The following is a 25,599-nucleotide window of genomic DNA, read 5'->3' on the forward strand; positions in this document are numbered from 1 at the left end:
CGTCCCGGGGGCTTCGAGTGCTGCTGTGGTGAGGGCTGCCTCAGGAGGCGAGCACCTCGTCGAGGATGGCCTCGGCCTTGTCCTCGTTGGTGTGCTCGGCCAGGGCCAGCTCGGAGACGAGGATCTGGCGCGCCTTGGCCAGCATCCGCTTCTCGCCGGCCGACAGGCCACGGTCACGCTCGCGGCGCCACAGGTCGCGGACGACCTCGGCCACCTTCATGACGTCGCCGCTGTGCAGCTTCTCCAGGTTGGCCTTGTAACGACGCGACCAGTTGGTCGGCTCCTCGACGTGAGCGGCACGCAGCACGTCGAAGACGCGGTCCAGGCCCTCCTTGTCGACGACGTCGCGGACCCCCACGAGGTCCAGGTTGCAGGCGGGCACACGGACCACCAGGTCCTGCTGTGCGACGATCCTCAGAACGAGGTACTGCCGGTCCTCTCCCTTGATCTTCCGCATCTCGATGTCCTCGATGATGGCGGCCCCGTGATTCGGGTAGACAACCGTTTCGCCGACGGTGAAAGTCATATGTCAGGTTCCCCTTCCTAGGCCGCTATCTTAACACGCCTTTTCGGCGTGTCGGACCGCGTTTGTGCAGGTCAGAGCGCTAACAAGGGCTTGACAGATGCCGCGAGGCCGTGCTGGCAGGCCCCTGTCACAGCCCGGCGCGCCCGCCTCCGGCCACCCCCACGGGGGACCCCGCCACCGGCCCGCGGGCGGCCCGGAACCCGCCCTGTGCTGGGGAAACGCGCGTCCCGGGGGCCCCGGGCAGCCATACTGCGGGGCATGGCTCGACCTAGGCTGCGACGACGCGACCGCCAGGCGACCCCCTCGGGGACCGACGTCGGCTCGACCACCGAGGAGACCCCGGCGGCCTCCGCGGACGCCGACACCCCACGGGGTACGACGCTGACCGACGAGGCCGAGCGGCCGACCGGCCCCCCGGGCGGCTCCACGGGCGGCCGCACGGGCGCCTCGACGGCCGACGACGACGTACCCCCTCCGCCACCGGCGGTGCCGCGGCGCAGGTTCCTCGACGCCACCCCGCTCCTCCTGGTCCGCGCGGCGCACCCGCGCCAGGCCGTCGCCACGGCCCTCCTGCTCTCCATCGCCGCCGCGCTGGCCGACCGCCCGACCCGCGACCTGGGGCTGGTGCTGGTCACCGTCCTGGTCGGCCAGGCCCTGCTGGGCTGGCACAACGACCTGGTCGACCGCCGACGCGACGCCCGCCACGGGCGCACCGACAAGCCCGTGGCCGACGGGCGGCTGGACCCCGGCACGGCGTGGTTCGCCGTGGCCTGCGCCGTCCTGCTCCTCGTCCCGCTCTCGCTGTCCAACGGCATCACCGCGGGCCTGCTCTACCTGGTGTCCGTGGCGATCGGCGTGCTGGGCAACTACACGCTGCGCACCGGACTGCTGAGCTGGGTGCCGTGGGCCGCGGCGTTCGCGCTCTACCCGGCGTTCCTCTCCTTCGGCGGCTGGGGCAACCACGACGGCGGGGCGGCCCCGCAGCCGGCGATGACGGCGCTTGCGGCGCTCCTCGGCATCGGCGTGCACCTGCTGACCTCGCTGTGGGGGCTGGTGGCCGACCACGAGGACGGCTGGACCTACCTGCCGCTGCGGCTGGGCATGCGCATCGGCGCCGCCCGACTGCTGGCCCTGACGACCACCTACCTGGCGCTCGTGGCGGCCGGGATGATCATCACCGGAACCCTGGTCGGCCTGCACGCCTAGACACCGCTAGGCTGTCGCCGCCGGATCCAGAACGACCCGAAGGCTTTCCGACATGCATCTGCGCCGCTCGCTCGCGGTCGCCGCCAGCGCCATCGCCCTGGCCACGACCCTGTCCTCCTGCGGGTTCGACTACGCCACCGACCGGGTCTACACCCCGGCCGCCGGCCCCATCGACCGCGACGCCACCGTCGACGTGCTCTCCGCCGTCATCGTGTCCAAGGCGGCCGGCTCCGGCACCTTCATCGCCGGTCTGTCGAACAACTCCGGCAGCGAGGCGATCACCTTCGAGGCGATCCGCCCCGTCGGCGACACCACGATCTCCTTCGAGGACTTCGAGCCCCGCGAGATCCCGCGCCTGGGCTTCGAGAACCTCTCCGCCGAGGGCAACGGCATCCTGGTCACCGGTGAGTTCGAGGCCGGCAACTTCGTCGGCGTCCAGCTGGCCTTCGACAACGGCGAGACCGTCGAGATGCAGGTCCCGGTCGTGACCGACTGCGACGAGTTCGACGGCTTCGACGCCAGCGAGACCGACGGCGAGGAGTACGACTGCGAGCCGCTCGAGCCGGTCGCCGACGGTCGCTACGAGAACTACCACCCCGAGGGCGAGCACTCCGACGAGGAGCACGCCGAGGGCTCTGAGGACGGGGAGCACTGAGCGTGACGTACACCCTGGTCCTGCTGCGGCACGGCGAGTCCGACTGGAACGCCAAGAACCTCTTCACGGGCTGGGTCGACGTACCCCTCACCGAGAAGGGCCAGGGTGAGGCCAAGCGCGGCGGTGAGCAGCTGGTCGAGGCCGGCATCCTCCCCGACGTCGTGCACACCTCGCTGCTGCGCCGGGCCATCACGACCGCCGGGCTCGCGCTCGACGCCGCCGACCGGCACTGGATCCCGGTCAAGCGGTCCTGGCGCCTCAACGAGCGCCACTACGGCGCGCTGCAGGGCAAGGACAAGAAGCAGACGCTCGAGCAGTACGGCGAGGAGCAGTTCATGCTCTGGCGCCGCTCCTTCGACGTCCCCCCGCCGCCGATCGAGCTCGACGACGAGTTCTCCCAGGCCTCCGACGTGCGGTACGCCGACCTCGGCCCGGACCTCCCGGCCACCGAGTGCCTCAAGGACGTCATCGCCCGGATGGTCCCCTACTGGGAGTCCGACATCGTCCCCGACCTGGCCGCCGGCAAGACCGTGCTCGTCGCCGCCCACGGCAACAGCCTGCGCGCGATCGTCAAGCACCTCGACGGCATCTCCGACGAGGACATCGCCGGCCTGAACATCCCCACCGGCATGCCGCTGGTCTACGAACTCGACGACGCCTTCTCCCCCGTGGAGAAGGGTGGCCGCTACCTCGACCCCGACGCCGCTGCCGCCGCTGCCGCCGCGGTCGCCAACCAGGGCAAGTAGGGCGTGCGGGGGAAGGTCTGACTGTTGTCAGTCAGACCTTCTGCCTCGCGGTCGAACCTTCGACCGCACTCTGCCAGGTTCGACCGACATCAGTCAGACCTGTGGCTGTGCGGTCGAACCTTCGACCGCACTCTGCAAGGTTCGACTGACGTCAGTCAGACCTTCGGCTCGCCGCGGAGGTTCAGCGGCCCCCCGATGAAGCTCACGGCGCGCCGACGCACCTGCGGCGTGGGTGCGTGAGGTCCATCGGCGCCCCGATGAACCTCCCGGCGAACCCTCCGCTCAGGCCTCGCTCGCCGCGGCCCGCGGGTCCTCACCCGTGACGACGAAGACGACGCGGTTGGCGATCGAGACCGCGTGGTCGGCGATGCGCTCGTAGTAGCGACCGAGCAGCGCGATGTCGACGGCCGCCTCGACGCCGTGGGTCCAGTCGTCGCCGAGCACCTGGGTGAAGCTGGCGCGGCGCAGCTGGTCCATGATCTCGTCGTCGCGGCCCAGCTCGATCGCCGCCGAGACGTCGCGGTGGACAATGATCTGCTCGACCCGCGCCACCATGTCGCGGGCGACCTCGGCCATCCGCGAGACGGTCGGCTGGATCTCGGCCGGCACGGCGACGTCCGGGACGCGCATCCGGGCGATCTTGGCGACGTGCACGGACAGGTCGCCCATCCGCTCGAGCTCGGTCACCATCCGCAGGGCGGCGACCACGACCCGGAGGTCACCGGCCACCGGCTGCTGCAGGGAGAGCAGCTCGAAGCACTGCTCCTCGACCTCGACGCGGGCCCGGTCGATGTCGACGTCGGCGGAGATCACCTGCTCGGCGATCTCGACGTCGGCCTCGAGGAGGGACTTCGTGGCCTGGCACACCGCGGTCTCGACCTGCCCACAGATGGTGGCGAGGTCGCCGAAGACGGCGTCGAGCTGCTCGTGGAAGACGTCACGCATGGGCCCCACCCTAGGAGAGGCGGGTGACCGGACGGGGTGGACCCGTGAACGCGGGGTGAACGTTGCCTACGTCGGCGTCCACGGCTGAACCCCGGGTGAAACCCGTGCGTACGCTTCCCCCCGTGGACCCGACGCTCCAGGCAGCCCTCGCAGCCGTCATCGGCGCGATCGTCGCCGGCGGCGCGGTGCTGGCGTGGCACATCAGCGATCGGCAGCAGCGCACCATCCCGGAGTACGCCCAGCCGGTGGTCCCCGACGGGGTCGGCACGGTGCTCTCGGTGCTGCGGTCCAGCGCCGTGGTCGTCGACGACAGCGACGAGGTGCTCAAGGCGTCTGCTCCGGCGTACGCGCTGGGGCTGGTGCGGGGCAGCAAGCTGGTCTCGGCCGAGCTGGCCGACGTGGTCCGCAAGGTACGCCGGGACGGGCAGATCCGGGAGACCGAGCTGCTCATGGCCCGACCGGGGGTGCCCTCGCGCTACGTGACGGCCCGCGTGGCGCCGCTGGGCTCGCGGCTGGTGCTGGCGCTGGTCGAGGACCGGACCCGTGAGAAGCGCGTCGAGGAGGTGCGCCGCGACTTCGTCGCCAACGTCTCCCACGAGCTGAAGACGCCCGTGGGCGCGATCCGGCTGCTCTCGGACGCGATGCAGGACGCCGCCGACGACCCCGAGGCCGTGCGCCGCTTCGCGGACCGGATGTTCACCGAGTCCGAGCGGCTCGGCAAGCTGGTCCAGCAGATCATCGAGCTCTCCCGGCTGCAGGCCGACGACCCGCTCGACGCCCCGGTCGCCGTCCACCTCGACGACGTGATCTCCACCGCCGTCGACACCAGCCGGATGGACGCCGAGACCAAGAACATCCAGGTGATGGTCGGCGGCACCTCCGACCTGCAGGTCTTCGGCAACGAGCAGCAGGTGCTGGCCGCGGTCAGCAACCTGGTGAGCAACGCGGTGTCCTACTCCGAGAACGACTCGACGGTCCTGGTGACCACGCGCGTGGACGAGGGCTCGGTCGACATCTCGGTGGTCGACCAGGGCATCGGCATCCCGGCCGACGAGCTGGACCGCATCTTCGAACGTTTCTACCGGGTCGACCCCGCTCGCCACCGCTCCACCGGAGGCACCGGGCTCGGCCTGTCCATCGTCAAGCACGTCGCCGCCACCCACGGCGGCGAGGTCCGGGTCTGGTCAGCAGAGGGTCAGGGCTCTACGTTCACCCTGACGCTGCCCCAGCACTTCGGAGCGGAGAGAAAGACACAGGAGGACAGCCCGTGACACGGGTACTGGTCGTCGAGGACGAGGAGAGCTACAGCGATGCCCTCGCGTACATGCTGCGCAAGGAGGGCTTCGAGGTGGCCATTGCCGCGGACGGGAACACCGCACTGACGGAGTTCGACCGCAACGGGGCAGACATCGTGCTGCTGGACCTGATGCTGCCCGGCATCCCCGGCACCGAGGTGTGCCGGCAGATCCGGGCGACCTCCAGCGTGCCGGTCATCATGGTCAGCGCGAAGGACGACGAGGTCGACAAGGTGGTCGGCCTCGAGCTCGGCGCCGACGACTACGTCACCAAGCCCTACTCCCCCCGCGAGCTGGTCGCCCGCATCCGCGCCGTCCTGCGGCGCGGCACCGAGCCGGACCTGTCGCCCTCCACGCTGGAGGCGGGGCCGGTGCGGATGGACGTCGAGCGGCACGTCGTGACCGTGGACGGCACCGAGCAGCGGCTGCCGCTCAAGGAGTTCGAGCTGCTGGAGATGTTCCTGCGCAACCCCGGCCGGGTGCTCACCCGCGGTCAGCTCATCGACCGGGTCTGGGGCTCGGACTACGTCGGGGACACCAAGACCCTCGACGTGCACGTCAAGCGGCTGCGGGCCAAGCTCGAGCCGGACCCGTCCGAGCCGAAGTACCTCGTGACCGTGCGGGGCCTGGGCTACAAGCTGGACCTCTGACGTCGCCGACCACGACGTTCTGCAGGTTCTCGGGCCGATTCTCCTGCAGTACGTCGTGATCCGGCTGCCTCACCCCGCCGCGGGCGGCACATCCGCGACCGAAACCCGCGCGACGGATGTCCATGGGCGTCCCTAGGCTTCACCCATGACATCGACCGCGACCCCGGCACCCGCCCAACCCGCCCCGTCCGGCGCCGGTGACGTCCCCACCTGGCTGCCGTTGGCGGCCGTCGGGACGACCCTGCTGTTGTGGGCCAGCGCCTTCGTGGCGATCCGGCACCTCGGCCAGGACTTCTCGGCCGGGCCGCTGTCACTGGGCCGGCTGCTCGTCGGCGCGGCCGTGCTCGGCGTGGTCGCGCTCAGCCGGGGCGTGCCGCGCCCCACCCGGCGCGAGTGGGTCTCGCTGGTCGCCATCGGCGTGCTGTGGTTCGGCGTCTACAACGTGGCGCTCAACGAGGGCGAGCAGCGGGTCGACGCCGGCACCGCCGCGATGCTGATCCAGCTCTCGCCGGTGCTGATCGCCGTGCTGGCGGCGGTGTTCCTCGACGAGCGCTTCACGGCGTACCTCGGGCTGGGTCTCGCGCTCGCCTTCGGCGGCGTGGCGCTGATCAGCGTCTCGACCAGCGAGTCGGCCGGCCACGACGTGCTCGGGGTGTTCCTGTGCCTGCTCGCCGCGGTCGTCTACTCCATCAGCCTGATCCTGCAGAAGCCGCTGGTGGCGCGGCTGCAGGCCGTGCACGTGACCTGGCTGGCCTGCACCGTCGGCGCGGTCGTGTGCCTGCCGTTCGCGCCGAGCCTGCTCGACGAGCTCGGTGGGGCGCCGGCCTCCAGCGTCTGGTGGCTGGTCTACCTCGGGGTCTTCCCCACCGCGATCGCGTTCACGACCTACGCCTTCGCGCTCAAGCACATGTCGGCCTCCAACCTCGGCGTCACGACGTACCTCGTCCCGCCGATCACCATCGTCATGGGCTGGCTCGCCCTCGGCGAGACGCCCCCGACCATGGCGTACGCCGGTGGCGCGCTGGCCCTGGTCGGCGTGGCCGTCGCCCGGCGCAAGCCCAGGGCGCGAGCCGACGCTCCTGCCCCTGCGTGAGGCTGCTGCTTCGTCTGGGGTTGGTGGGGCGTGTGGGACGGATCGGCGGGTTAGTCCGCATTACTTCTCACCCTTACTGCTCAGTAAGCGTGAGAAGTAGTGCGTCGTATCCCGCCGCGTCCCCTACTCCGCGAGCGCGGTGGCCAGCTCCTCGCGCAGCGCCTTGAGGGCCCGGGTGCGCAGCTGGCTGACGCGGGACTCGGTCACGTCGAGCACCTGGCCGATCTCGGCGAGGGTGAACCCCTCGAAGAAGTAGAGCGCCACGATGATCTGGTCACGCTCGGGCAGGCGCTTGACCGCGGACTTCAGGGTCTCGCGGGTCGCCTCGTCCTCGAACGCCTCGTCCATCGCGGGACCGGAGTCGTCGACCTCGGCGAGCTCGTCGTCACCGGCGGCCGCGACGTGGGTGGGTCGCTCGAGGAGCCCCCGCAGCTCGGGCACGCTCAGCCCGGCCTCGGCGGCCAGTTCCTCGGGTTCGGGGCTGCGGCCGAGGCGGTGCTGCAGCGTCGTACGCGCCTCGTCGACGGCCCGCAGCCTGCTGCGCACCGAGCGCGGGACCCAGTCGGCGGCGCGGATCGAGTCGAGGATCGCGCCGCGGATGCGGGGCACGGCGTAGGTCGGGAACTCCCACCCGCGCTCCGGCTCGAACCGGTCGATGGCGTCCATCAACCCGATGACGCCCTCGGAGACCAGGTCGGCGGACTCCACGGTGGCCGGCAGGTGCACGCGCACGCGGCCGGCGACGTACTTCACCAGCGGGGAGTACTGCAGCACCAGCTGGTGGCGCACCGCCTCGGTGGGCTCGGCGCGGTACGCCGCCCACAGGTCCTCGCTCGCCTCGAGCCGCTCCCCCGTCGTCATGACGGGGCTTGTCTACCAGCGCCGGCGCCGCAGGTGCGGGAGGTGGGCCCTCGGTGACCGACCTGTGACCTGGGCTGCGGGTCCGGCCGCGGTCGGGTCAGTCGTCGAGGAAGGAGAGCTCGGAGAGCAGGCTGCCGGTACGCCGCTCGCGGACCGGGGCCGCGGGGGTCTCGTCGGGTTCGGCCGACCCGGGGTCGTCATCAGTCCGGGGCACCTCGGTCGGCAGCGCCAGGACAGCGGTCGTGAGGCCGTGCAGCAGGCGGGCCAGGGCCGCGCCGGCGTCGGCGGGAACCGGGGTCTGTGCAGGGGCGGGCTCCCGCTCGGGGTGGGGGCCGGGGTGCTGCTCGATGCTCATCACGTTCCTGTCCGAGTCAGGTCGAGCCGGGAAGGGGCAGGTCGCCCCCGGCGTGTGCCGGGGGCGACCCGAGGGCCGGGCGCCTGACGACGCCCCACCGGTGGATCAGCAGGCAACCCAGCCCGGCTGGAGCCCCCCAGCTTCCGAGTCGTAGGTGAGGCAGTTGTCCGCCCCCTCACTCGAGCTCGCGTTCTCGCCGGTGATCTTGTACGAGCCGATCGCCGTGCCAGCCGTGACGGTGATGATGTTGCCCGGCGAAGCGTTAAAGTCGGTCAGCACGGTCGTCCCAGAGCCCCCGTCAGTCGCGGTGTCCCCGGGGATGGCCACCTGCGGGTTGTCGACGACGTAGCTCTCGATCGCAGTCGCAGCGTTCTTCAGATCCGACTTGAGACCCGAGTCCACCGCCTTCTGACGCTGGTTGAGGAACACCGGGATGGCCACCGCGGCCAGGATGCCGATGATCACCACGACGACCAGGAGCTCGATGAGGGTGAAGCCCTTGTCCTGCTTGGACTGGGGGATACGCATGGGGGTTCTCCGTTTCGACGGGGATGGGGGAGGGTGCCGCCACGCGAGGTGACGGCGAGGAATACCAGGAAGGGCGTCGGGGCACCGGGGACGTGTCTTGAGCCCGGTCCAGACCAGCGCGTGTCGCGCTCAAGTCCGCAGGTCAGCGCCCCGAGACCCCTCCCGTGAGCCGTGCCCGCACGCCCGTCGACGCGGGCTACACGATGATCGAGATGATCGTGACCATCGCGCTGGCCGGCACCCTGATGGCCATCGCGGTCAGCGGGTGGCAGGGCTGGGCCAGGGCCTCCGAGCAGGACGGCTTCCTCACCGAGCTGCGTGCCGAGATGCGCCAGGCCCAGCAGCGCGCGGTGACCACCGGCGGCTCGGTCTGCGTGCGCTTCGACGCCGCCGCGGAGACCTACACCGTGCTGGAGGGCCGCTGCGACGTCGCGACGACGGTCCTGCAGGCCGCCCGCACCGCGCCGGGCGGCGTCGACATCGACGCGCCGCTCTTCCAGCACGGCACCGACCACACCGAGCCGGGCGTCACGTTCACCTCCCGCGGCACCGCCACGCCCGGCCAGCTCTACGTCCAGCGCGACGGCGGCCCCCGCACCAAGCTCAAGGTCGAGGGGCTCACCGGCCGTGTCTCCGTCAGCTGACCGGCGGCCCACGACCGACGAGGGCTTCTCCCTCGTCGAGGTCGTCGTGGCCCTCGGGATCGTGATGACCCTGATGGTCGCGATCCTCCCCCAGCTCATCAGCGGCATCCGCGCCAACGACGTCGCCCGCGTCGGCAGCCAGGGCCGCGCGCTCGCCGCCTCGGAGCTCGAGCGGCTGCGCAACCTGCCCTTCCAGGTCCAGCCCAACGCCGGGCAGTACGTCGACCTCTTCGACCGCTACTTCCAGGACCTCACCGCCCCCGCCCAGGCGCCCGCCTGCCGGGACGGCGAGCGCTGGGTGCCGCCGCCGGTCGAGAGCACCGGCTACGTCTCGGGCAGCGCCCGTTGCGGCTACGAGCCGGCGTCCGGGCCGTTCTACCGGGTGGTGCGCCGGGTGGGCGGGTACGCCGCCAAGGGCATCGCCCCGGACCCGGACCTCGCCGGGTTCGTCGTGGTCGTGGACACCCAGTTCCTCGACGCCGCCACGCCGCCCCAGCCCAAGAGCCCCGTGACCGCCTACGACACCAAGACCGTCGGCAAGGACCAGCCGGCCAGCGGCCAGGTCGGGCTCACGGTCACGGTGATGGCCGACCGGCCGAGCACGTCACGGCCGGTGACGACGTACACCCAGGTCTCCCGCAGCTACCAGACCACCACGCGGGTGCGCGCCACCTCGGACTCCGTCGCGATGGAGGCCAGCACGATGCTGCCCGGCCCCAGCGACACCGAGGGCAACGCGGTGGCGGTCTCCAGCGGGCTGGTGCACCTCGACGCGTCGCTGGTGGCGGGCAGCCGCGTGGAGGTCTCCGCCGCGGGCGTGACCTCCAGCGCCGCGACCGGGGAGAACGGCGGTGCCACCCGCACCGCCCTGACCGCTCCGCCGGACACCGCCCCCACCTGGAGCAGCAACGCCGGCGGGCAGCTCACCGCCGCCGGGTGCGACCTGGTCTGCTGGGGCGGTGGCGACCGCACCGCCACCTGGACCCCGACCACCACCGGCGGCCTGCCCGGCATCGGCAGCCCCACCACCCCGCTCGAGGTCGCGCTCAAGACCCCGAGCACCGGCGAGGGCTACGCGCTGCGGATGGGCGCCGGCAGCGGGGCCCTCTTCCGCACGTCCCTGGGCCTGTCGAACCCCCTGCTCCGGCTGCGCAGCGCCGACTTCTCCTTCGGCATCGGGTCGGGCTGCACCGTCACCGACTCCGGCAACGGGCTGCGCATCGCCGGCGGCGGCTGGGCGCGTACGACGGCGACGGGCGCCCGGGCGTGCTCGACCGCCCGCACCGCCGAGATCGCCGTCCTCCCCCGCGGCACGGGTGACAACCCCCTGGTCAAGGTCAAGCTCGCCGGCGCTGCCGCCCGCTGCGAGGTGGACGGGACCGCCCTCACCGCGACGGCCGCGTTCGACCTGCGTCTGCAGTACTGGAACGGGTCGGGCTACAGCCCCGTCGGCGCCGGCACCTTCACTGCGTCCGGCGACACCGCCCTCCCCGACCCGAGCACGCTCTCGGTGGGCGGCACCCCGCTCTCGACCTGGATCGAGTCGTGGTCGGTCGCCCGGGTCAGCAGCGGCATCACCAAGGTCGCCGCCGGTCGCACCACCCGCGTCAGCGTGCCGGCGGTCTTCAACCTCGTCACCGTGCCGCTGCGGCACCGGGTGGCCTCCGACGGCACCCCCGTGCTCGACGGCAGCGGCAACCGGGTCGTGGACCCGCTCTCGACGCTCTCGTTGACCGTCGGGTCGGTCGGCTGCACCGCGGAGGACCGGCGATGACCGCACGCACCGGCGCCGGCGCCCCCGACGTACGCCACGACCCGCCGCGGGACGGCGGGTTCACGATGATCGAGATGCTGGTCGCGATGACGCTGTTCGCGGCGCTGGGCACGGTGCTGATCGGGTTCGCGATGGGCAGCAGCCGGGTCGCCGACGACGTGCGCGAGTCCGGCAACGTCGTGGGCGAGGCACGGCTCGCGGTGGAGCGGATGTCGCGGGAGTTCCGCCAGGCCTCCGAGCTGTCGGGCGCCCAGGTCGCCGACGGCAAGGTCGTGTCGCTGACCGTGGGGGTCGACTTCGACGGCGACGGCAGCGTCGAGGACGACCCCGCCGACCCCGAGCGGCTCACCTACACCTGGAAGTCCAGCACCCGGGAGCTCACGCTCTCCGGCGGCGGCTCGACCGTGCAGGTGCTCGCCGGGGGCGTGGTGGCCGCCGACATCCGGCTGCGCTCCAGCGCCTGGATCCAGGACCTGGACGGGGACGGCACGACCACGTGGCAGGAGCTGGACCAGTCCTCCATCGGCAACAAGAACGGCGCCCCCGACGCTGCGGAGCTGCCACTGATCGACCTGGTCTCCGTCGAGCTGCTGGTCAGGGACGGCGACACCGAGCGCCGCTTCACCGTGCAGGCCGACATGCGCAACCGAGGAGTCACCGCATGACCCGCACCGCCCGGCCGGTGGACCGACGGGAGCCGCGCGACCGCGGCGCCGCGCTCATCCTCACCCTCTTCGCCACGACGCTGGTGATGATCGTCGGCACCACCATCCTCACGGTCACCGTCAACAACCTGCGCACAACCCGGCTCTCGCAGGACTCCGGCGCCGCCCTCGACGCCGCCGACGCGGGCCTGGCCCAGGCCTCGGCGCACCTGCGCACGTACGGCGTGGGGTCGATCGCCTGCTCGCCGACCTGCCCCGGCGGCGGCTACGGGTCGGAGAGCAACCCGACCACGGTGGTACTGCCCGGCGGCGCGTCGTACCGGGTGTGGGTCGAGGCCAAGGCGCCGCTGCCGGCCCACAACCCGGGCCGCTACGTCATCCACTCCACCGGGGTCGCGCGCGACGGCCGCCGCACGATCGAGGCCGAGGTCGCGATCGGGACGCGGCCGCTGGGGCTGCCGATGGCGCTCTTCGCGAAGAGCTTCCACGGCGGCGGCAACGGGGCGGTGTTCCAGGAGTCCATCATCACCACCGGCTGCGTGTGGTCGCGCAAGCACATCAACATCTCCGGCACCGACGTCGCCTACAAGATCCCGGCGGCCGTGCACTCGGCGCAGCACATCTCCACCTCCAACGCGGCCAACCGCAACTGCGGCCCGAGCAACGGCTCGATCCACCCGCCTGCCTGCTCGAGCGACGCCGACTTCCACTTCGACCAGGACGCGGCCGGTGGGCCCCTGGGCTCGACCGGCTGCTCGGGTGCGGTGACGTCGTACCCGGAGTTCTACGGTGCGCGCGACCTCGACGGCGACGGCACCGTCGACGTGGACGGCTCGTGGATCCGCGACGAGAAGGCGTTGCGGACGCTCTTCAGCATCCCGGAGAAGCCGTTCACCGACACCCAGCTCGACACGCTGCGGGCGGTCGCCAAGACCACCGGCACCTACTTCACAACCGCGTCCTACACCTCGGGGCAGATCCCGAACTGGTCCGCTGCGGCCCCGCACCTGGTGGTCTTCTTCGACCTCGAGGGGCAACCGGCCAACCAGCGCCTCGTCGACCTCAAGGACCTCGACGGCTGGACCCGTCCCGCGGTGAGCGGCTGCCCCGTGCAGTCGCTGGTGATCGTGATCGTCGGCGGCGACGCCCGGCTCAACGGCAACCACGACATGGTGGCCAACCTGGTGCTGACCTCGGGGGCGCCGTACGGCTACGTCTTCAAGGCCAACGGCAACGCGGACATGATCGGCACGATCTACGCCGACCAGATCGACCTCACCGGCACCGTCGACATCTCCCTGGACGAGTGCTTCGTGCAGAACCTCTCCCCCAGCCTGGTCGACACCACGCTGACGCTGACGAACTACCGCGAGATCGACCGCTGACGACTGCGGGGTCGGTGAGGACGGACCGCCACCCGGGGCTGGACGCGTCGGCTGGCCGGAAGGTCTGACTGACACCAGTCAGACCTTCGGGTGTGCGGTCGAACCTTCGACCGCACACCGACAGGTTGGACTGACATCAGTCGAACCTCGCAGCCCGCGGCCCGACGCGCCCGCCGGGCGACCTACTGGATCAGGTCGAACACCGAGAACATCGGCATGTAGAGCGCCATGATCATCGACCCCACGACGACGCCGAGGAAGGCGATCATCAGCGGCTCGATGAGCGAGGTGAGGGCCTCGGTGGTCGCCTGCACCTCCTCGTCGTAGAACTGCGAGATCCGGCGCAGCATCTGGTCCACGGCGCCGGCCTCCTCGCCGGAGGCGATCATCTGCACCGTCATCGACGGGAAGACGTCGTGGCGGGCGAGCGGACCGGCGATGGTCTCGCCCTGCGACACCGAGTTGCGTACGTCGTGGACGGCCCGTGCGATCACGACCGAGCCCGAGGTGTCGGCGACGATGTCGAGGGAGGCCAGCACCGGGACGCCGGCCGAGAGCAGCGTGGAGAGGTTCCGGGTGAAGCGGGCCAGCGCGATCTTGGTGGTCAGCTGCCCGAAGATCGGCAGCTTCATCTTCAGCGGGTCCACGACCTCGCGCACGTTGTCGTCGCGTCCGTGCCGGCGCCACCAGAACGCCGCGCCGAAGCCGAGCACGCCGAGGGCCGGCAGGACGTACTTCATCGACTCCGACAGCATGACCAGCACCTTCGTCGGGGCCGGGAGGTCGCCGCCGAGGTCGGTGAACATCTTCTCGAAGATCGGCACGATGAAGATCAGCATCCCGATGCACATCAGGATCGCCATGCAGAAGACGACGACCGGGTAGGTCATCGCCGACTTCACCTGCGAGCGCAGCTTCACGTCGGCCTCGAACGTCTCCGCGACCTGGCGCAGTGCCCCGTCGAGGAAGCCGCCGCTCTCGCCGGCGCGGGTCATCGAGATCATGAACGGCGGGAAGACCAGCTTCTCCGCCGCCAGCGCCGCGGAGAGGCTGTGGCCGGCCTCGACGTCCTGGCGGACCTTGACCAGCACCCGGCGCAGCTCGGGGTTCTCGACCTGCTCGCCGAGGATCGTCAGCGCCCGCAGCAGCGACAGACCGGCATCGACCATCGTGGCCAGCTGCCGGGCGGCGATCGCGAGGTCCTTGGTGGTGACCTTCCTGCGGCCGAAGGAGATCTCCTTCTGCAGCCCGGTGCCGGTGCGGCGTACCTCGAGGGGGACGTAGCCCATCCCGAGCAGCTTCTCGGCGACCGCGTTCTCCGAGCCCGCGCGGACCTTGCCCTCGCGGAAGCGGCCGGTGGTGTCGCGGACCTTGTAGGCGTAGGTGTTGGTGCCCATCGTGCGTGCGACCCCTAGGACCAGGAGGAGGTGGGTGCGGCGACCGCGGGCGCGGCGCCGTTGCTTCCGGCGGTGCCGTTCCCGGAGACCATCGTCCCGGCGGCCAGCGTGCTCTTCGACCCGACGAGGGAGAGGAAGTCCTCGCGGTCCGAGCAGTGCTCGAGCCCGGCCTCGCGGGAGACCCGCCCGGCCCGCACGTGCGAGGCGAGGTGGGCGTTCAGCGTCTGCATGCCGTGCCGGGCACCGGCCTGGAGCGCGCCCGGGATCTGCTGCAGCTTGTCGTCGCGGATCATCGCGCGCACGCCGGGCGTGCACACCATGATCTCGGCCGCGACCGCCCGCGAGGTGCCGTCGGCGGTGGGCACCAGCGTCTGGCACACGACGGCCTGCAGGGTGGCGGCGAGCTGGGTACGGACCTGCTGCTGCTGGCCGGAGGGGAACACGTCGACCACGCGGCTCACCGTGTCCTGCGCGGACTGCGTGTGCAGCGTGGCGAGCACCAGGTGGCCGGTCTCGGCGGCCGTCAGCGCGACCGAGATGGTCTCCAGGTCGCGCAGCTCGCCGACCAGGATGACGTCGGGGTCCTGGCGCAGCACGTGCTTGAGCGCGCTGCGGAAGTCCCTGGTGTCGGCCCCGACCTCGCGCTGGTTGACCAGGCACCCCTGGTGCTGGTGGAGGAACTCGATGGGGTCCTCGATGGTCATGATGTGCCCGCGCCGGGTCCGGTTGATCTGGTCGAGCATCGCCGCCAGCGTCGTGGACTTGCCCGACCCCGTCGGCCCGGTGACCAGCACCAGGCCGCGCTTGAGGTGGCCGAAGGTCTCCACGACCGGCGGCATGCCGAGGTCCTCCAGCGGCGTGATCCGCCACGGGATCAACCGCATCACCGCGCCGACCGCCTCGCGCTGCCAGAACACGTTGACGCGGAAGCGCGCCAGCCCCGGGACGGCGTAGGCGAAGTCGAGCTCGCGGGTCTCCTCGAGCACCTGGCGCTGACGCTCGGTCATGACGGCGTACAACGCCTCGCGGAGGTCCTCGGCGGTGAGCGTCGCGGTGCCGGGGACGGGCGTCATCTCGCCGCGCACGCGGACCGTCGGCGGTGCGCCGACGGTCAGGTGCAGGTCGGAGCCACCGCCCTCCGCGACGTGCCGGAGCAGGGCGTCGAGGTCGACCAGCGGCGCGGGGGCCTCGGGGGCCCACTCCTCACCCCACGACACGGAGCACCTCCTCGATCGAGGTCCGGCCGTGGCGGACCTTGAGCCAGCCGTCCTCCCGCAGCGAGCCCATCCCGCCCTCGCGCGCGGCCCGGGTGATCTCGTCGGCGCTGGAGCGACGGACCGTGAGCTTCTCCAGCTGCTCGTCGATCGGCATCACCTCGTGCAGCGCCATCCGGCCGCGGTAGCCGGTGCCACCGCAGGTCGAGCAGCCCTTCGGACGGTGCAGGACCAGGTCGTCGGCCTCCCCCGGCTCGACGGGGAACCCCACCAGTGCGAGCGCCTCGGCACCGGGGACGTAGGCCTCCTTGCACCGCTCGCACAGCGAGCGGCACAGCCGCTGGGCGACCACGCAGTCCAGCGCCGAGCCCACCAGGAACGGCTCGATGCCCATCTCCACCAGCCGCGTCACCGCCGACGGCGCGTCGTTGGTGTGCAGCGTCGAGAGCACGAGGTGACCGGTGAGCGCAGCCTCGACGGCGATGTTGGCCGTCTCGTGGTCGCGGATCTCACCGATCAGCACGATGTCGGGGTCCGAGCGCAGGATCGAGCGCAGCGCCGAGGCGAAGGTCAGGCCGGCCTTGGGGTTCGTCTGCACCTGGTTGATGCCGGGCAGGCGGTACTCCACCGGGTCCTCGACCGTGATGACGTTGACGTGCTGCTGGTTGAGGATGTTGAGCGTGGCGTAGAGCGTCGTCGACTTGCCCGACCCGGTCGGGCCGGTCACCAGGATCATCCCGTAGGGCTTGGTGTACGACGCCTCGAACCGCGTGAAGTTGCCGGGACTGAACCCCAGGTCGGCCAGGCCGAGCCGGGTGTTGGAGTTGTCGAGGACACGCGCGACGACCTTCTCGCCCCACACCGTCGGCAGGGTCGCGACGCGCAGGTCGATGGTCTGCCCCAGGTGGCTGACCGAGAGCCGCCCGTCCTGGGGGATCCGCCGCTCGGCGATGTCCATGTCGGCCATGATCTTCAGCCGCGACACGACCCCGCCGAGGATGCTCCGCGGGGCGCGGTGGGCGTCGCGCAGCACGCCGTCGATGCGGTAACGGACCCGCAGGTCCTTCTCGGTCGGCTCGAGGTGGATGTCGGAGGCCTTGTCGGCGATCGCCTGGGTGATCAGAAGGTTCACGAACCGCACCACCGGGGCGTCCTCGGCCACCTCGGTGAAGGTGTCGAGGTCGTCGTCGGTGTCCTCGACGTCGTGGGACAGGTCGATGCTGAGGTCGGCGAGCTCGCCCTCGGCTCGGTAGGTCTGGTTCAGCCGCTGCTGGATCTCCGCGGAGCGTGCCAGCGCGAACCGGACGCGCTGACCGGTCAGTCGCGCCACGTCGTCCTTGAGGGACAGGTCCAGGACGAGGCGGACCGGCGCGGCCACCACCAGCTCCCCGTCGCGCCAGCCCACCGGGATGATCCCGGCCCGGCGCGCGAAGTCGCCTGGCAGCAGGGCGGTCGCCGCGGCGTCCAGCGGCAGGTCGGTCAGCTCGAGGAAGTCCACCCCGCTGGCCTCGGCACCCCAGCGCAGCAGCTCGGCGCGGTCCACCACGCCCATCCGCACCAGGGCCGGCAGCACCTCCCCGCCGGGACCCGCCAGGGCCCGCGCCTCCTCGACCTGGGCGGGGGTGACCTTGCCCTGGGCGAGCAGCTCCTCCACCACCGGGCCGCGCCGGCCCTCGGGTCGGCCGTCCGGTCGGGTCAGCGAGGCGGTGTCCACGGGAGAGGTCTCGGCTGCGGCGTACGCGACCTTGAGGGGACCGCTGGGTGGTCTCGACGCCCGCTCGCTGGCGCTCGCTGCTCGACCACCTGCCGAGGGTGCCCGACGGTGGTCGAGCAGCCGAGGAGCGCCAGCGACGAGGCGGGCGTCGAGACCCCCGCCGGGTCGTCAGCCGAGGACGGAGAGGGCGAGGGTGGGGTCGGCCCGGTAGCGGCGGATGAGCTCGACCCCGGCGGCGTCGATGCGGGCGAAGAGGGCGGTGCGGTAGCCGGTGAGCTGCTGCTCGGCGTGCTCGAGCGCGGCGAGCTGGCGGGCGGCGTCGGCGGCGGAGCGCGGGGCGACCCACACCTCGGTGAGGTCGGGTACGTCGGGGAGCGGCTCGGCCGCGCGGACGCGCATCAGCGCCGTCCGGGCCGCGCCGGTGCCGGTGTCGCCGAGCACCCGGACGAGCTCGTCGACCGAGATCGACCCCGCGGTGGAGCGGCCCGCGGTGAGCAGGTCCATCCGCGCGTGGACGACCCGGCGCCAGTAGGAGACCCGGTCCTCCTCGTCACGCAAACGCTGACGGTACTGCCGCAGCTCCTCGAGCCCGAGGCTCTCCAGCGCGGGTGCGTCCTCGCTCATCGTGCTCCCTCCGGGGCAGGCGTCCATCCGGTACGCCGCAGCATGACACCGAAGTCGTGCGGGTTCGAGGCCGCCATCGTCGCGGTGCGCACGTCGACGGTCCCGGCCTGGACCAGCGCGAGCAGGTGCTGGTCGAAGGTCTGCATCCCCGACCAGCTGCCCTCGGCGAGCACCTCGGGCAGGTCGTGGGTCTTGTCGGGGTCGGCCACGGCCTCGGCGAACCGCGCGTCGCGCACCCCGACCTCGACCACGCACACCCGACCGGCGCCGTCGGCACGCGGCACCAGCCGCTGGCAGACGACCCCCTCCAGGCTCGCGCCCAGGGCGGCCCGCACCCGCGGCTGCTCGTGGCTGGGGAAGAACTCCACCAGCCGCAGCACCGTCTCCCGCGCATCGGTGGTGTGCATCGAGCTCAGCACGGCGTGCCCGGTCTCGGCGGCCGACAGCGCCGCCCGCACGGTCTCGGCGTCGCGCAGCTCGCCGATGAGGATGACGTCGGGGTCCTGGCGCATCGCGGCGCGCAGGGCGCTGGACCAGTCGCGGGTGTCGGAGCCGAGCTCGCGCTGGGTGACCGTGGCCTGCTTGTCGTGGTGGACGACCTCGATCGGGTCCTCCAGCGTCAGCACGTGCACCGGCCGGGTCCGGTTGACCAGGTCGACCATCGCCGAGAGGGTCGTGGACTTCCCCGAGCCGGTGGGCCCGGTCACCAGCACCAGCCCTCGGGGACGCAGCGCCAGCCGCCCTACGGCCTCGGGCATGCCGAGCGCGTCGAGCGGCAGCGGGTCCTCCCCGATCCGGCGCAGCACCGCGCCGACCGCGCCGCGGGAGCGGAACGCGTTGACGCGGAACCGGCCGATGCCCTCCGCGGCGATCGCGAAGTCGGCCTCGAGGTCGCGCTCGAAGGTGGCCAGCACGTCGGGCGTCATGGCGCTGGCGAGCATCCGGGCCAGGTCGTCGGGTCCCGCGGCGGGCACCGGCAGCGGCTCGAGGGCCCCCGAGCGGCGTACCTTCGGCACCGCCCCGGCCCGCAGGTGCAGGTCCGAGGCGTCCAGCGTCACCACCTGCTGGAGCAGGTCGCGCAGTGCGCTCTCCATGGGCGGCTCCTCCTGGGTGGGCGTGCTGGGTGTGCGTGCCGGCTGCGGCCGGGTGAACCGGGTGGCGGCCCGGGCACCGGGGGTCTCGGCAGCCGCGACCCGCACCTTGAGCGCCGTCCCACCGCCAGGACGCCCCTCACCTACCGCGGGTACGACGCTGGTCCGCACCGGTCCGCGGCAGCCCTCAAGTCGCACCGACCCGGGTCCGACACCTCCCCTGCAACGACCCAGACCCGCCGCGGACCCACCGGCGACCACCCGACCCCACAGCAGGGAGCACCATGGCCAGCACCGTCGTCGGACTCGACATCGGGCGCACCGCCGTCCGAGCCGTCGAGCTGCGCGGCAAGAACCCGACCCTGCGCCGGCACGGCTCGATCGAGCTGGGCCGTGGCGCGGTCGAGACCGGGGTCGTGGCCGACCCGCACCAGGTGACGGCGGCGTGCCGGGAGCTGTGGCGGGCAGGGAGGTTCTCCACCCGCGAGGTCCGCCTGGGGGTCTCCAGCGGGTCGGTGCTGGTGCGCCAGATCGAGCTGGACTGGATGCCGCCGGCCGACCTCAAGCGGGCGCTGCGCTACCAGGTGGCCGAGCTGCTGCCGGTCGCCGTCGACGACGCCAACCTCGACCACGTGCTGCTCGGCGAGGTCACCCGGCGCGACGAGTCCGGCCAGGAGCGTCGGATGGTGCGCATCCTGCTGGTCGCCACAGCCCGCGGGGCCGTGGACGAGATGGTGCGGGCCGTCCGCGCCGCGGGCCTGCGCGCCCGGACCGCCGACCTGGCGCCCCTCGCCCTGGTGCGCGCCGCGGCCGCCGCGAGCCGCCGCGAGGCACTGGCCCAGGCCGCCGCCGAGGGTCGCCCCGGCCAGCTGCCGCCCCCGCGGACCGAGGCCGTCATCGACGTCGGCTCGGACAAGGTCGCCGTGGCCGTCCACACCGCCGGCGTGCCGCACTTCGTGCGGGTGGCCGCGGGTCTCGGCGGGGACGGCCTCACCCACACCCTGGTCGCCGCGACCGGCATGGAGTGGGACCAGGCCGAGCGGCTCAAGCGTGAGGCGGCGATCAAGCACGAGGCGACGCTGCGGCACGCCACGACCCGGCTGGTGAACGAGATCCGGGCGACGCTGGACTTCTACTCCGACTCCGACGCAGAGCACGTGGTCGGCTCGGTCGCCGTGACCGGCGCGGGTGCCGCCCACCCGTCCTTCCTCGACACCTGCTCCCGCACGCTCGGGCTCCCGGTCCGCCCGCTCACGCTCTCCTCCGTCGTCGACGGCGCGACCACTCCCCCCGGGGGCAGGGGCAAGGGCACCGACGACGCCACCGAGCGCCCGTCGGACGCCTACGTCGTGCCGGCCGCGCTCTGCCTGGGGGCGATCGCATGATCACCCTCAAGGACCGGGCCCCCGCCGACACCCGGGTCGAGGTCGTCAGCAGCGTCAACCTGCTCTCGCCGTGGGTCCACGAGGAGCTGCGGGTACGCCGCTGGCGGCAGCGGTTCGCGCTCGGGCTGCTCGCCCTGGTGGTCGTCATCGCCGGCGCCTGGTCCTACGAGCGGGTCGTGCTGGCGCAGGTGGAGGCCGACCTGCGGGGCGAGGAGGCCACCGCCGAGAGCCTGCAGGGCCGGATCGCCGACCTGGCACCGGTGCAGACCTACGTCGACGGGGTCGACCGGCGGGCCCGCGCGGTCCAGCAGCAGATGGTCACCGACGTCGCCTTCTCCCAGGTGCTGGAGGCGCTGGCCGACGCGACCCCGGCCGGAGCGCGGATCGAGTCGCTCTCGGTCGACCTGCCCACCGGCGTCGGGGTCACCATCGCCCCCGACGGCACGATCGGCGAGGTCACCCGCGGCCTGGTGGCGGCCGGGTGCCCCGGTCCCGACCCGTTCGCGGTGCTCGAGGTGATCGGCTGCGTGACCCTCTCGGGCACCGCCGCCGACCGCGCCACGGTGGGGCGGCTGGTGATCGAGCTGGCCGCTGCCAAGGAGTTCTCCGAGCCGTTCATCACCACGACGACGACCGACGAGGGTTCGTCGGTCACCTTCAGCGGCTCGGTCGCCCTCACGCCGAAGGTCTTCACCGGCCGCTACGACGACCGCGCGTCGCTCACGGGTCTCACCGAGGACGCCAGCGGCGACACCACCGAGGACACCACCGGGGACACCACCGGGGAGGGGTCCGAGTGAACCTCCGTTCCACCTCCGCCACCGCCGTCATCGGCTCGCTGGTCCTGCTGCTCACCGGGGCCCTGGGCTGGGTGCTGCTCCTGGGGCCGACGCTGGCCCACGTCGGGGAGCAGCGCGAGGCCGCCGAGGCCGCCGCCGACCGCTCCGCACTGCTGGCGCTGCAGCTGACCCGGCTGCAGGCCAAGGCCGAGGACCTCGGCGACACCGAGCGCGCCGAGGAGCGGCTCGCCGCGCTGTTCCCCCCGACCGCGGACCAGCCCGGGTTCTTCGAGCAGATCGGCGAGATCGCCCGCGAGGCCGGCTACGCCCCCGGTGACATCACGACCCTGAGCCCCTCGGCCCCCGCACCGCTGGCCGCGCCCGCACCGCCGCCGAGCCCCACGGAGGACGGGTCCGACCCCGGCGCGGCCCCTGCCGCCGTACCCTCCGACCTCGCGGTGCAGACCGTCGCGATGACGCTGGAGGGCGGCTACGACGAGGCCCGGCGGATGCTGCGTGGTCTGGAGCGGTTGGACCGCGCGTTCCTCGTACGGTCTGTCTCCCTCTCCGCCGACGGGGACTCCTCTAACCTGACCATGTCGATCTCCGGCGCGACCTACGTCGCGCCGCCGGTCCCCTCACCGGCCTTGGACGAGACGAGTCAGGCAGGATGACATGGACGCAGCGGCCGACCACCGGGTGGCGGTCCTCGCCGTCGCCCTGGTCGCGCTGCTGGGCGTCTGCTTCCTGCTCGTCGCCAGGGCGCGGGGGTGGGACCAGGTGGTGATCACCTTCCGGGACCCCGTCCGCGGCCGGCGCTGGGTACCCCGGCTGATGCGCCTGCTGCCCGGCGGCGCCGGGCAGCTGGACCCCCTCACCGGCCTGGCGACCCGCGAGGTGCTCTCGGCCGAGGGGCCGCGGCTGATCGCCGAGGCCGAGCAGGCCGGCGGGCAGGCCGGGTTGCTGCTGCTCGACCTGGACGGCTTCAAGGCCGTCAACGACACCCTGGGCCACCACGCCGGCGACCGGGTGCTGGTCGAGATCGGTCAGCGGGCCCGGGCCATCGCCGCCGGCGAGGACCTCGCGGTGCGACTGGGCGGCGACGAGTTCGCCCTGCTCATCGCCGCTCCCGATGCCGCCGCCCTCGAGCGGCGTGCGGAGGACCTGCTCTCCGAGCTGTCCCAGCCGATCCGTCTCGACGAGGTCAGCTGGTCGATCACCCCCTCCATCGGCCTGGCCGTCCACCCCGACGACGGCCGCACCGTCGCCGACCTGCTGCAGGCCGCCGACTCCGCGATGTACGACGCCAAGTCCTCCCCCCAGCGCTGGCGCCGCCCCGGCGGCGACCGGGCGACCTCCGACGGCACCGGCCCCGAGGAGCTGGCCGGGGCGCTGCGGCGCGAGGAGCTGGTGGTCCACTACCAGCCGCAGGTCGACGGGTGGACCGGTGCGGTGACCGGCTTCGAGGCGCTGGTGCGCTGGCAGCACCCCGAGCGCGGGCTGCTGCTGCCCGACCTGTTCCTGCCCCGCGCCGAGCGGAGCGCGGTGATCGCCGACCTGACCCGGTGGGTGCTGGGCCGTGCCCTGGCCGACCTGCCGACGCTGCAGCGCAGCGCCCCCGGCGCGACCGTCGCGGTCAACGTCTCGGCGCGCAGCATGATGGGCACCCGGCTGCTGGGTGACCTGGGTCGGCTGCTGGAGGAGTCCGGCGTCCACGCGCACGACCTGGTCCTGGAGATCACCGAGCCCGCGCCCCGCGCGACCGCCGAGGTCACCGCGCTGCTGGAGGGGCTGAGGAAGCTGGGCTGCGGGGTCAGCGTGCACGGCTTCGGCTCGGCGCAGACCTCCCTGACCTCGCTGTGGCAGCTGCCCGCGGTGCGTGAGATCAAGATCGACCCGCACCTGGTGCGGGCCGTGGCCGCGGACCCCGACGCGGAGCGGCTGTGCCGCGCCATGATCAGCGCCGCCCGCGGCCTGGACGTGCGGGTGGTCGCCGAGGGCGTCGAGACCACCGAGACCGTGCACCGGCTGCGCGGCCTGGGCTGCGGCGCGTTCCAGGGCTACCTGCTCGGTGAGCCGTTCGCCCTCGACGACGTCGCCGGCTGGGCCGCCGAGTGGCACCGCGAGGGCTCCCGGCTGCTGGGGCGCTGAGCCCGCTCCCAGCCGGGTCCGACCGCCCCTCAAGAGCCGCCCCTCAAGAGCCGCTCGGCCAGGGCCGATACACCGGACGTGACCCCGTCCCTCACCCCCGAGCTCGCCGCCTGGGTGGTCCCCAGCAGCCTGGGCGTGCTCGCCGTGCTGCTCTCGACCTACCTCGTGCTCTCCGTGCGCCGCCGCCGCCTGGCCGAGGTGCGGGACCTCGAGGACGTCGAGGCCCTGCCCCCGCAGGCCGATGACCCCGACGTGCGGGTGCTGCGACGCCAGGTCGACGTGCTCACCCGCACGCTGGCGGAGTGGGACGCCGAGCAGCGGGTCGCCCGCCCGTCCGACCGCCCGGCCGGCCGTGTGCCGGACGGGGCGTCCGACCCGTCTTCGACCCAGCCTGTGGACGAGCCCGTCGACCCCGCACCCGAGCGGGCGGCGGTGCCGCCGGTCGACCCGTCCACGCCGCTCGAGCCCGGCCCTTCGGGCCCGGGGCAGCCCGTGGCGCCCCCCGTCGGGGCGTCGACGGCCTACGCCGCGCTGTCGCGCGAGCTGGCGGCCACGGGGGATGCCACCGGGGCGGTGCTGGCCCAGTGGGCCGCCGACCTGCAGGTGCTCCGACCGGCCCTGGGGGCACACGGGGTGGACCTGGCCCGGGCCGTCTCCGACGTACGCCTGGAGGAGCCGGTGGCCGCGCTGCGCGCCTGCCGCGAGGCCGCGCTCGGCCTGGTGCGCACGGCGGGCTCGGTCCGGGCGCTGCTCGCCCCCCTGGACCACCTCGGCGACCTCTCCGACCTCTCCGGTGTCGCGGACCTGGCCGGCGCGGACGGGGCCGGCGTGCCCTCGGCGCTGCCGCAGCCGCTCCTGGACCTGCTGCCCGCCGACCAGCGCGAGCGGCTCGCCGCCGCCGGACTGGCCGGGTGACCGGACGATGACCGCCACCCTGCCCTGGCCGCTCGTGGTGGGGCTGGTCGCCCCGCTCGGGCTGGCGATCGGGTCGTTCCTCAACGTCGTGGTGCACCGGGTGCCGCTGGGCCTCTCGGTGGTGCACCCACCCTCGGCGTGCCCGCAGTGCCGACAGCCGGTGCGTGGTCGCGACAACGTCCCCGTGCTCTCGTGGCTGCTGCTGCGGGGTCGCTGCCGCGACTGCCGCACCCCGATCTCGGTGCGCTACCCCCTGGTCGAGGCCGGCACCGCAGCGCTCCTCGTCGCCGTGGCCCTGCACCTGCAGGACGTCGCCGTCGCGCTGGCCGTGCTGCCGGTGGCCGCCGCGGGCGTGGCCCTGGCGCTGATCGACCTGGAGCACCAGCGGTTGCCGTTCGCGATCTCCGGCGTGGCCCTGGCGCTGGCGCTGCCCGGTGTCGTCGTCGACCAGCTCGGAGCGTCGCCCGCGGCGCCGCTGTGGGAGCTGCTGGTCGCCGTCGCGGCGTGGGTCGGCGTGTACGGCGGCGCGTGGCTGCTCACCGGTGGCCGCGGCATGGGCCTCGGCGACGTGGCACTGGCGCCCGTGCTCGCGGTCGCGCTCGGGGCGCTCGGTCTCGGCCCTGCGCTGGTCGGGCTGATGGCCGGCTTCGTCCTGGGTGCCCTGGTGGGCGGGCTGCTGCTGGCCACCGGCCGGCTGCGCCGCGGCGCCCGGCTCCCGCACGGCCCCTTCATGCTGCTCGGCGCCGCCGTCGGCCTCTTCGCCGGCGACCCGGTCACGGGCGCCTACCTCTCCCTCACCGGACTGGCCTGACCGCTCCGCACGCGGACGGGACGAGCGGCTCCCCGGGGCCCACGGGAGTGACAGGGCGACAAAGCAAAATCTTGCCCGTCAGTCACATCCGTCACGCCTGAAACACCTGGCGCACCGGTCTAGACGACCGGAGACGGAGGTTTCGAGGTCCGTCACTGTGTCCCTCGGCGGTCGTTCGGGGACCGTCATG

At 72.8% G+C, this 25,599-nt stretch carries 26 protein-coding genes; 16 read left to right on the forward strand and 10 right to left on the reverse strand.

The features are described 5' to 3' along the window. Positions 1–40: 40 nt before the first annotated feature. On the reverse strand, positions 41–526 hold the full coding sequence (locus BKA05_RS14770) for a CarD family transcriptional regulator (RefSeq protein WP_179532102.1): 486 nt from the start codon (positions 524–526) through the stop codon (positions 41–43). Positions 527–784: 258 nt separating this feature from the next. Between BKA05_RS14770 and BKA05_RS20085 the strand changes: the two genes are divergently transcribed. From BKA05_RS20085 to BKA05_RS14785, 3 genes are read left to right on the forward strand one after another with little or no spacing between them, the layout of a single operon-like run. Next, positions 785–1,732, forward strand: a complete 948-nt coding sequence (locus tag BKA05_RS20085) for a UbiA family prenyltransferase (RefSeq protein WP_179532103.1) — start codon at positions 785–787, stop codon at positions 1,730–1,732. 52 nt (positions 1,733–1,784) lie between these two features. Beyond that, positions 1,785–2,387: a hypothetical protein gene (locus BKA05_RS14780; RefSeq protein ID WP_179532104.1), complete on the forward strand. Its 603-nt coding sequence runs from the start codon at positions 1,785–1,787 to the stop codon at positions 2,385–2,387. A 2-nt stretch (positions 2,388–2,389) separates the two neighbouring features. After that, a complete protein-coding gene (locus tag BKA05_RS14785) occupies positions 2,390–3,133 on the forward strand; it encodes a phosphoglyceromutase (protein ID WP_179532105.1) in 744 nt (247 codons plus the stop codon). 282 nt (positions 3,134–3,415) lie between these two features. Here BKA05_RS14785 and phoU read toward each other — a convergent pair whose 3' ends face one another. Further along, the gene (gene phoU / locus BKA05_RS14790; RefSeq protein WP_179532106.1) at positions 3,416–4,078 is read right to left on the reverse strand and encodes a phosphate signaling complex protein PhoU; all 663 of its coding nucleotides are present in this window, start codon (positions 4,076–4,078) and stop codon (positions 3,416–3,418) included. A gap of 122 nt (positions 4,079–4,200) precedes the next feature. Here phoU and BKA05_RS14795 point away from each other — a divergent pair, with 122 nt between their 5' ends. The 3 genes from BKA05_RS14795 (at position 4,201) to BKA05_RS14805 (ending at position 7,116) form a co-directional block, all read left to right on the forward strand. Continuing rightward, positions 4,201–5,349: a sensor histidine kinase gene (locus tag BKA05_RS14795; RefSeq protein ID WP_179532107.1), complete on the forward strand. Its 1,149-nt coding sequence runs from the start codon at positions 4,201–4,203 to the stop codon at positions 5,347–5,349. Further along, entirely contained in the window at positions 5,346–6,023 is a 678-nt protein-coding gene (locus tag BKA05_RS14800; protein WP_179532108.1) for a response regulator, read from the forward strand. The genes BKA05_RS14795 and BKA05_RS14800 overlap by 4 nt, the downstream gene beginning before the upstream one ends. 145 nt (positions 6,024–6,168) lie before the next feature. After that, on the forward strand, positions 6,169–7,116 hold the full coding sequence (locus tag BKA05_RS14805; RefSeq protein ID WP_179532109.1) for a DMT family transporter: 948 nt from the start codon (positions 6,169–6,171) through the stop codon (positions 7,114–7,116). 123 nt (positions 7,117–7,239) lie between these two features. Here the strand turns inward: BKA05_RS14805 and BKA05_RS14810 are convergent, their stop codons facing one another. The 3 genes from BKA05_RS14810 to BKA05_RS20090 form a co-directional block, all read right to left on the reverse strand. Continuing rightward, positions 7,240–7,977 carry a FliA/WhiG family RNA polymerase sigma factor gene (locus BKA05_RS14810; protein WP_179532110.1) on the reverse strand — a complete coding sequence of 246 codons (738 nt, stop codon included), beginning with the start codon at positions 7,975–7,977 and terminating at the stop codon, positions 7,240–7,242. Between the two features lie 97 nt (positions 7,978–8,074). Continuing rightward, the gene (locus BKA05_RS14815; protein WP_179532111.1) at positions 8,075–8,332 is read right to left on the reverse strand and encodes a hypothetical protein; all 258 of its coding nucleotides are present in this window, start codon (positions 8,330–8,332) and stop codon (positions 8,075–8,077) included. 105 nt (positions 8,333–8,437) lie between these two features. Then, entirely contained in the window at positions 8,438–8,860 is a 423-nt protein-coding gene (locus BKA05_RS20090) for a type IV pilin protein (RefSeq protein ID WP_179532112.1), read from the reverse strand. 164 nt (positions 8,861–9,024) lie between these two features. Between BKA05_RS20090 and BKA05_RS14825 the strand changes: the two genes are divergently transcribed. Genes BKA05_RS14825 through BKA05_RS14840 form a run of 4 tightly spaced genes read left to right on the forward strand, consistent with a single transcriptional unit; the run spans position 9,025 to position 13,328 of the window. Beyond that, positions 9,025–9,504, forward strand: coding sequence for a GspH/FimT family pseudopilin (locus tag BKA05_RS14825; RefSeq protein WP_179532113.1), 480 nt, complete (start codon positions 9,025–9,027; stop codon positions 9,502–9,504). Then, the gene (locus tag BKA05_RS14830) at positions 9,488–11,278 is read left to right on the forward strand and encodes a type IV pilus modification PilV family protein (protein ID WP_179532114.1); all 1,791 of its coding nucleotides are present in this window, start codon (positions 9,488–9,490) and stop codon (positions 11,276–11,278) included. Before BKA05_RS14825 ends, BKA05_RS14830 begins: the two co-directional genes overlap by 17 nt. After that, positions 11,275–11,943, forward strand: coding sequence for a PulJ/GspJ family protein (locus BKA05_RS14835; RefSeq protein WP_179532115.1), 669 nt, complete (start codon positions 11,275–11,277; stop codon positions 11,941–11,943). The genes BKA05_RS14830 and BKA05_RS14835 overlap by 4 nt, the downstream gene beginning before the upstream one ends. Then, positions 11,940–13,328, forward strand: coding sequence for a hypothetical protein (locus tag BKA05_RS14840; protein WP_179532116.1), 1,389 nt, complete (start codon positions 11,940–11,942; stop codon positions 13,326–13,328). The genes BKA05_RS14835 and BKA05_RS14840 overlap by 4 nt, the downstream gene beginning before the upstream one ends. 182 nt (positions 13,329–13,510) lie before the next feature. On the opposite strand, the gene BKA05_RS14845 is transcribed toward BKA05_RS14840, so the two are convergent. The 5 genes from BKA05_RS14845 to BKA05_RS14865 form a co-directional block, all read right to left on the reverse strand. After that, positions 13,511–14,725, reverse strand: coding sequence for a type II secretion system F family protein (locus BKA05_RS14845; RefSeq protein WP_179532117.1), 1,215 nt, complete (start codon positions 14,723–14,725; stop codon positions 13,511–13,513). 14 nt (positions 14,726–14,739) lie between these two features. Then, a complete protein-coding gene (locus BKA05_RS14850) occupies positions 14,740–15,942 on the reverse strand; it encodes a PilT/PilU family type 4a pilus ATPase (RefSeq protein WP_179532118.1) in 1,203 nt (400 codons plus the stop codon). Then, complete coding sequence (locus BKA05_RS14855; protein WP_298754908.1) at positions 15,929–17,653, reverse strand: GspE/PulE family protein; 1,725 nt, start codon at positions 17,651–17,653, stop codon at positions 15,929–15,931. The genes BKA05_RS14850 and BKA05_RS14855 overlap by 14 nt, the downstream gene beginning before the upstream one ends. A 168-nt stretch (positions 17,654–17,821) precedes the next feature. Then, entirely contained in the window at positions 17,822–18,277 is a 456-nt protein-coding gene (locus BKA05_RS14860) for an RsiG family protein (protein WP_179532119.1), read from the reverse strand. After that, a complete protein-coding gene (locus BKA05_RS14865) occupies positions 18,274–19,371 on the reverse strand; it encodes a type IV pilus twitching motility protein PilT (RefSeq protein ID WP_179532120.1) in 1,098 nt (365 codons plus the stop codon). The genes BKA05_RS14860 and BKA05_RS14865 overlap by 4 nt, the downstream gene beginning before the upstream one ends. A 281-nt stretch (positions 19,372–19,652) precedes the next feature. On the opposite strand from BKA05_RS14865, the gene pilM reads away from it, so the two are divergent. From pilM to BKA05_RS14895, 6 genes are all read left to right on the forward strand, one after another. Further along, complete coding sequence (gene pilM / locus BKA05_RS14870) at positions 19,653–20,753, forward strand: pilus assembly protein PilM (RefSeq protein WP_179532121.1); 1,101 nt, start codon at positions 19,653–19,655, stop codon at positions 20,751–20,753. Further along, positions 20,750–21,553 carry a PilN domain-containing protein gene (locus BKA05_RS14875; RefSeq protein WP_179532122.1) on the forward strand — a complete coding sequence of 268 codons (804 nt, stop codon included), beginning with the start codon at positions 20,750–20,752 and terminating at the stop codon, positions 21,551–21,553. Before pilM ends, BKA05_RS14875 begins: the two co-directional genes overlap by 4 nt. Continuing rightward, on the forward strand, positions 21,550–22,206 hold the full coding sequence (locus BKA05_RS14880) for a hypothetical protein (protein ID WP_179532123.1): 657 nt from the start codon (positions 21,550–21,552) through the stop codon (positions 22,204–22,206). Before BKA05_RS14875 ends, BKA05_RS14880 begins: the two co-directional genes overlap by 4 nt. Before the next feature lies 1 nt (position 22,207). Then, entirely contained in the window at positions 22,208–23,683 is a 1,476-nt protein-coding gene (locus tag BKA05_RS14885) for a putative bifunctional diguanylate cyclase/phosphodiesterase (protein WP_179532124.1), read from the forward strand. A 78-nt stretch (positions 23,684–23,761) separates the two neighbouring features. After that, the gene (locus tag BKA05_RS14890; RefSeq protein WP_179532125.1) at positions 23,762–24,598 is read left to right on the forward strand and encodes a hypothetical protein; all 837 of its coding nucleotides are present in this window, start codon (positions 23,762–23,764) and stop codon (positions 24,596–24,598) included. Between the two features lie 7 nt (positions 24,599–24,605). Next, positions 24,606–25,409, forward strand: coding sequence for a prepilin peptidase (locus BKA05_RS14895; protein ID WP_179532126.1), 804 nt, complete (start codon positions 24,606–24,608; stop codon positions 25,407–25,409). Positions 25,410–25,599 lie beyond the last annotated feature (190 nt).

This window comes from Nocardioides marinus (assembly GCF_013408145.1).
GTDB lineage: Bacteria > Actinomycetota > Actinomycetes > Propionibacteriales > Nocardioidaceae > Nocardioides > Nocardioides marinus.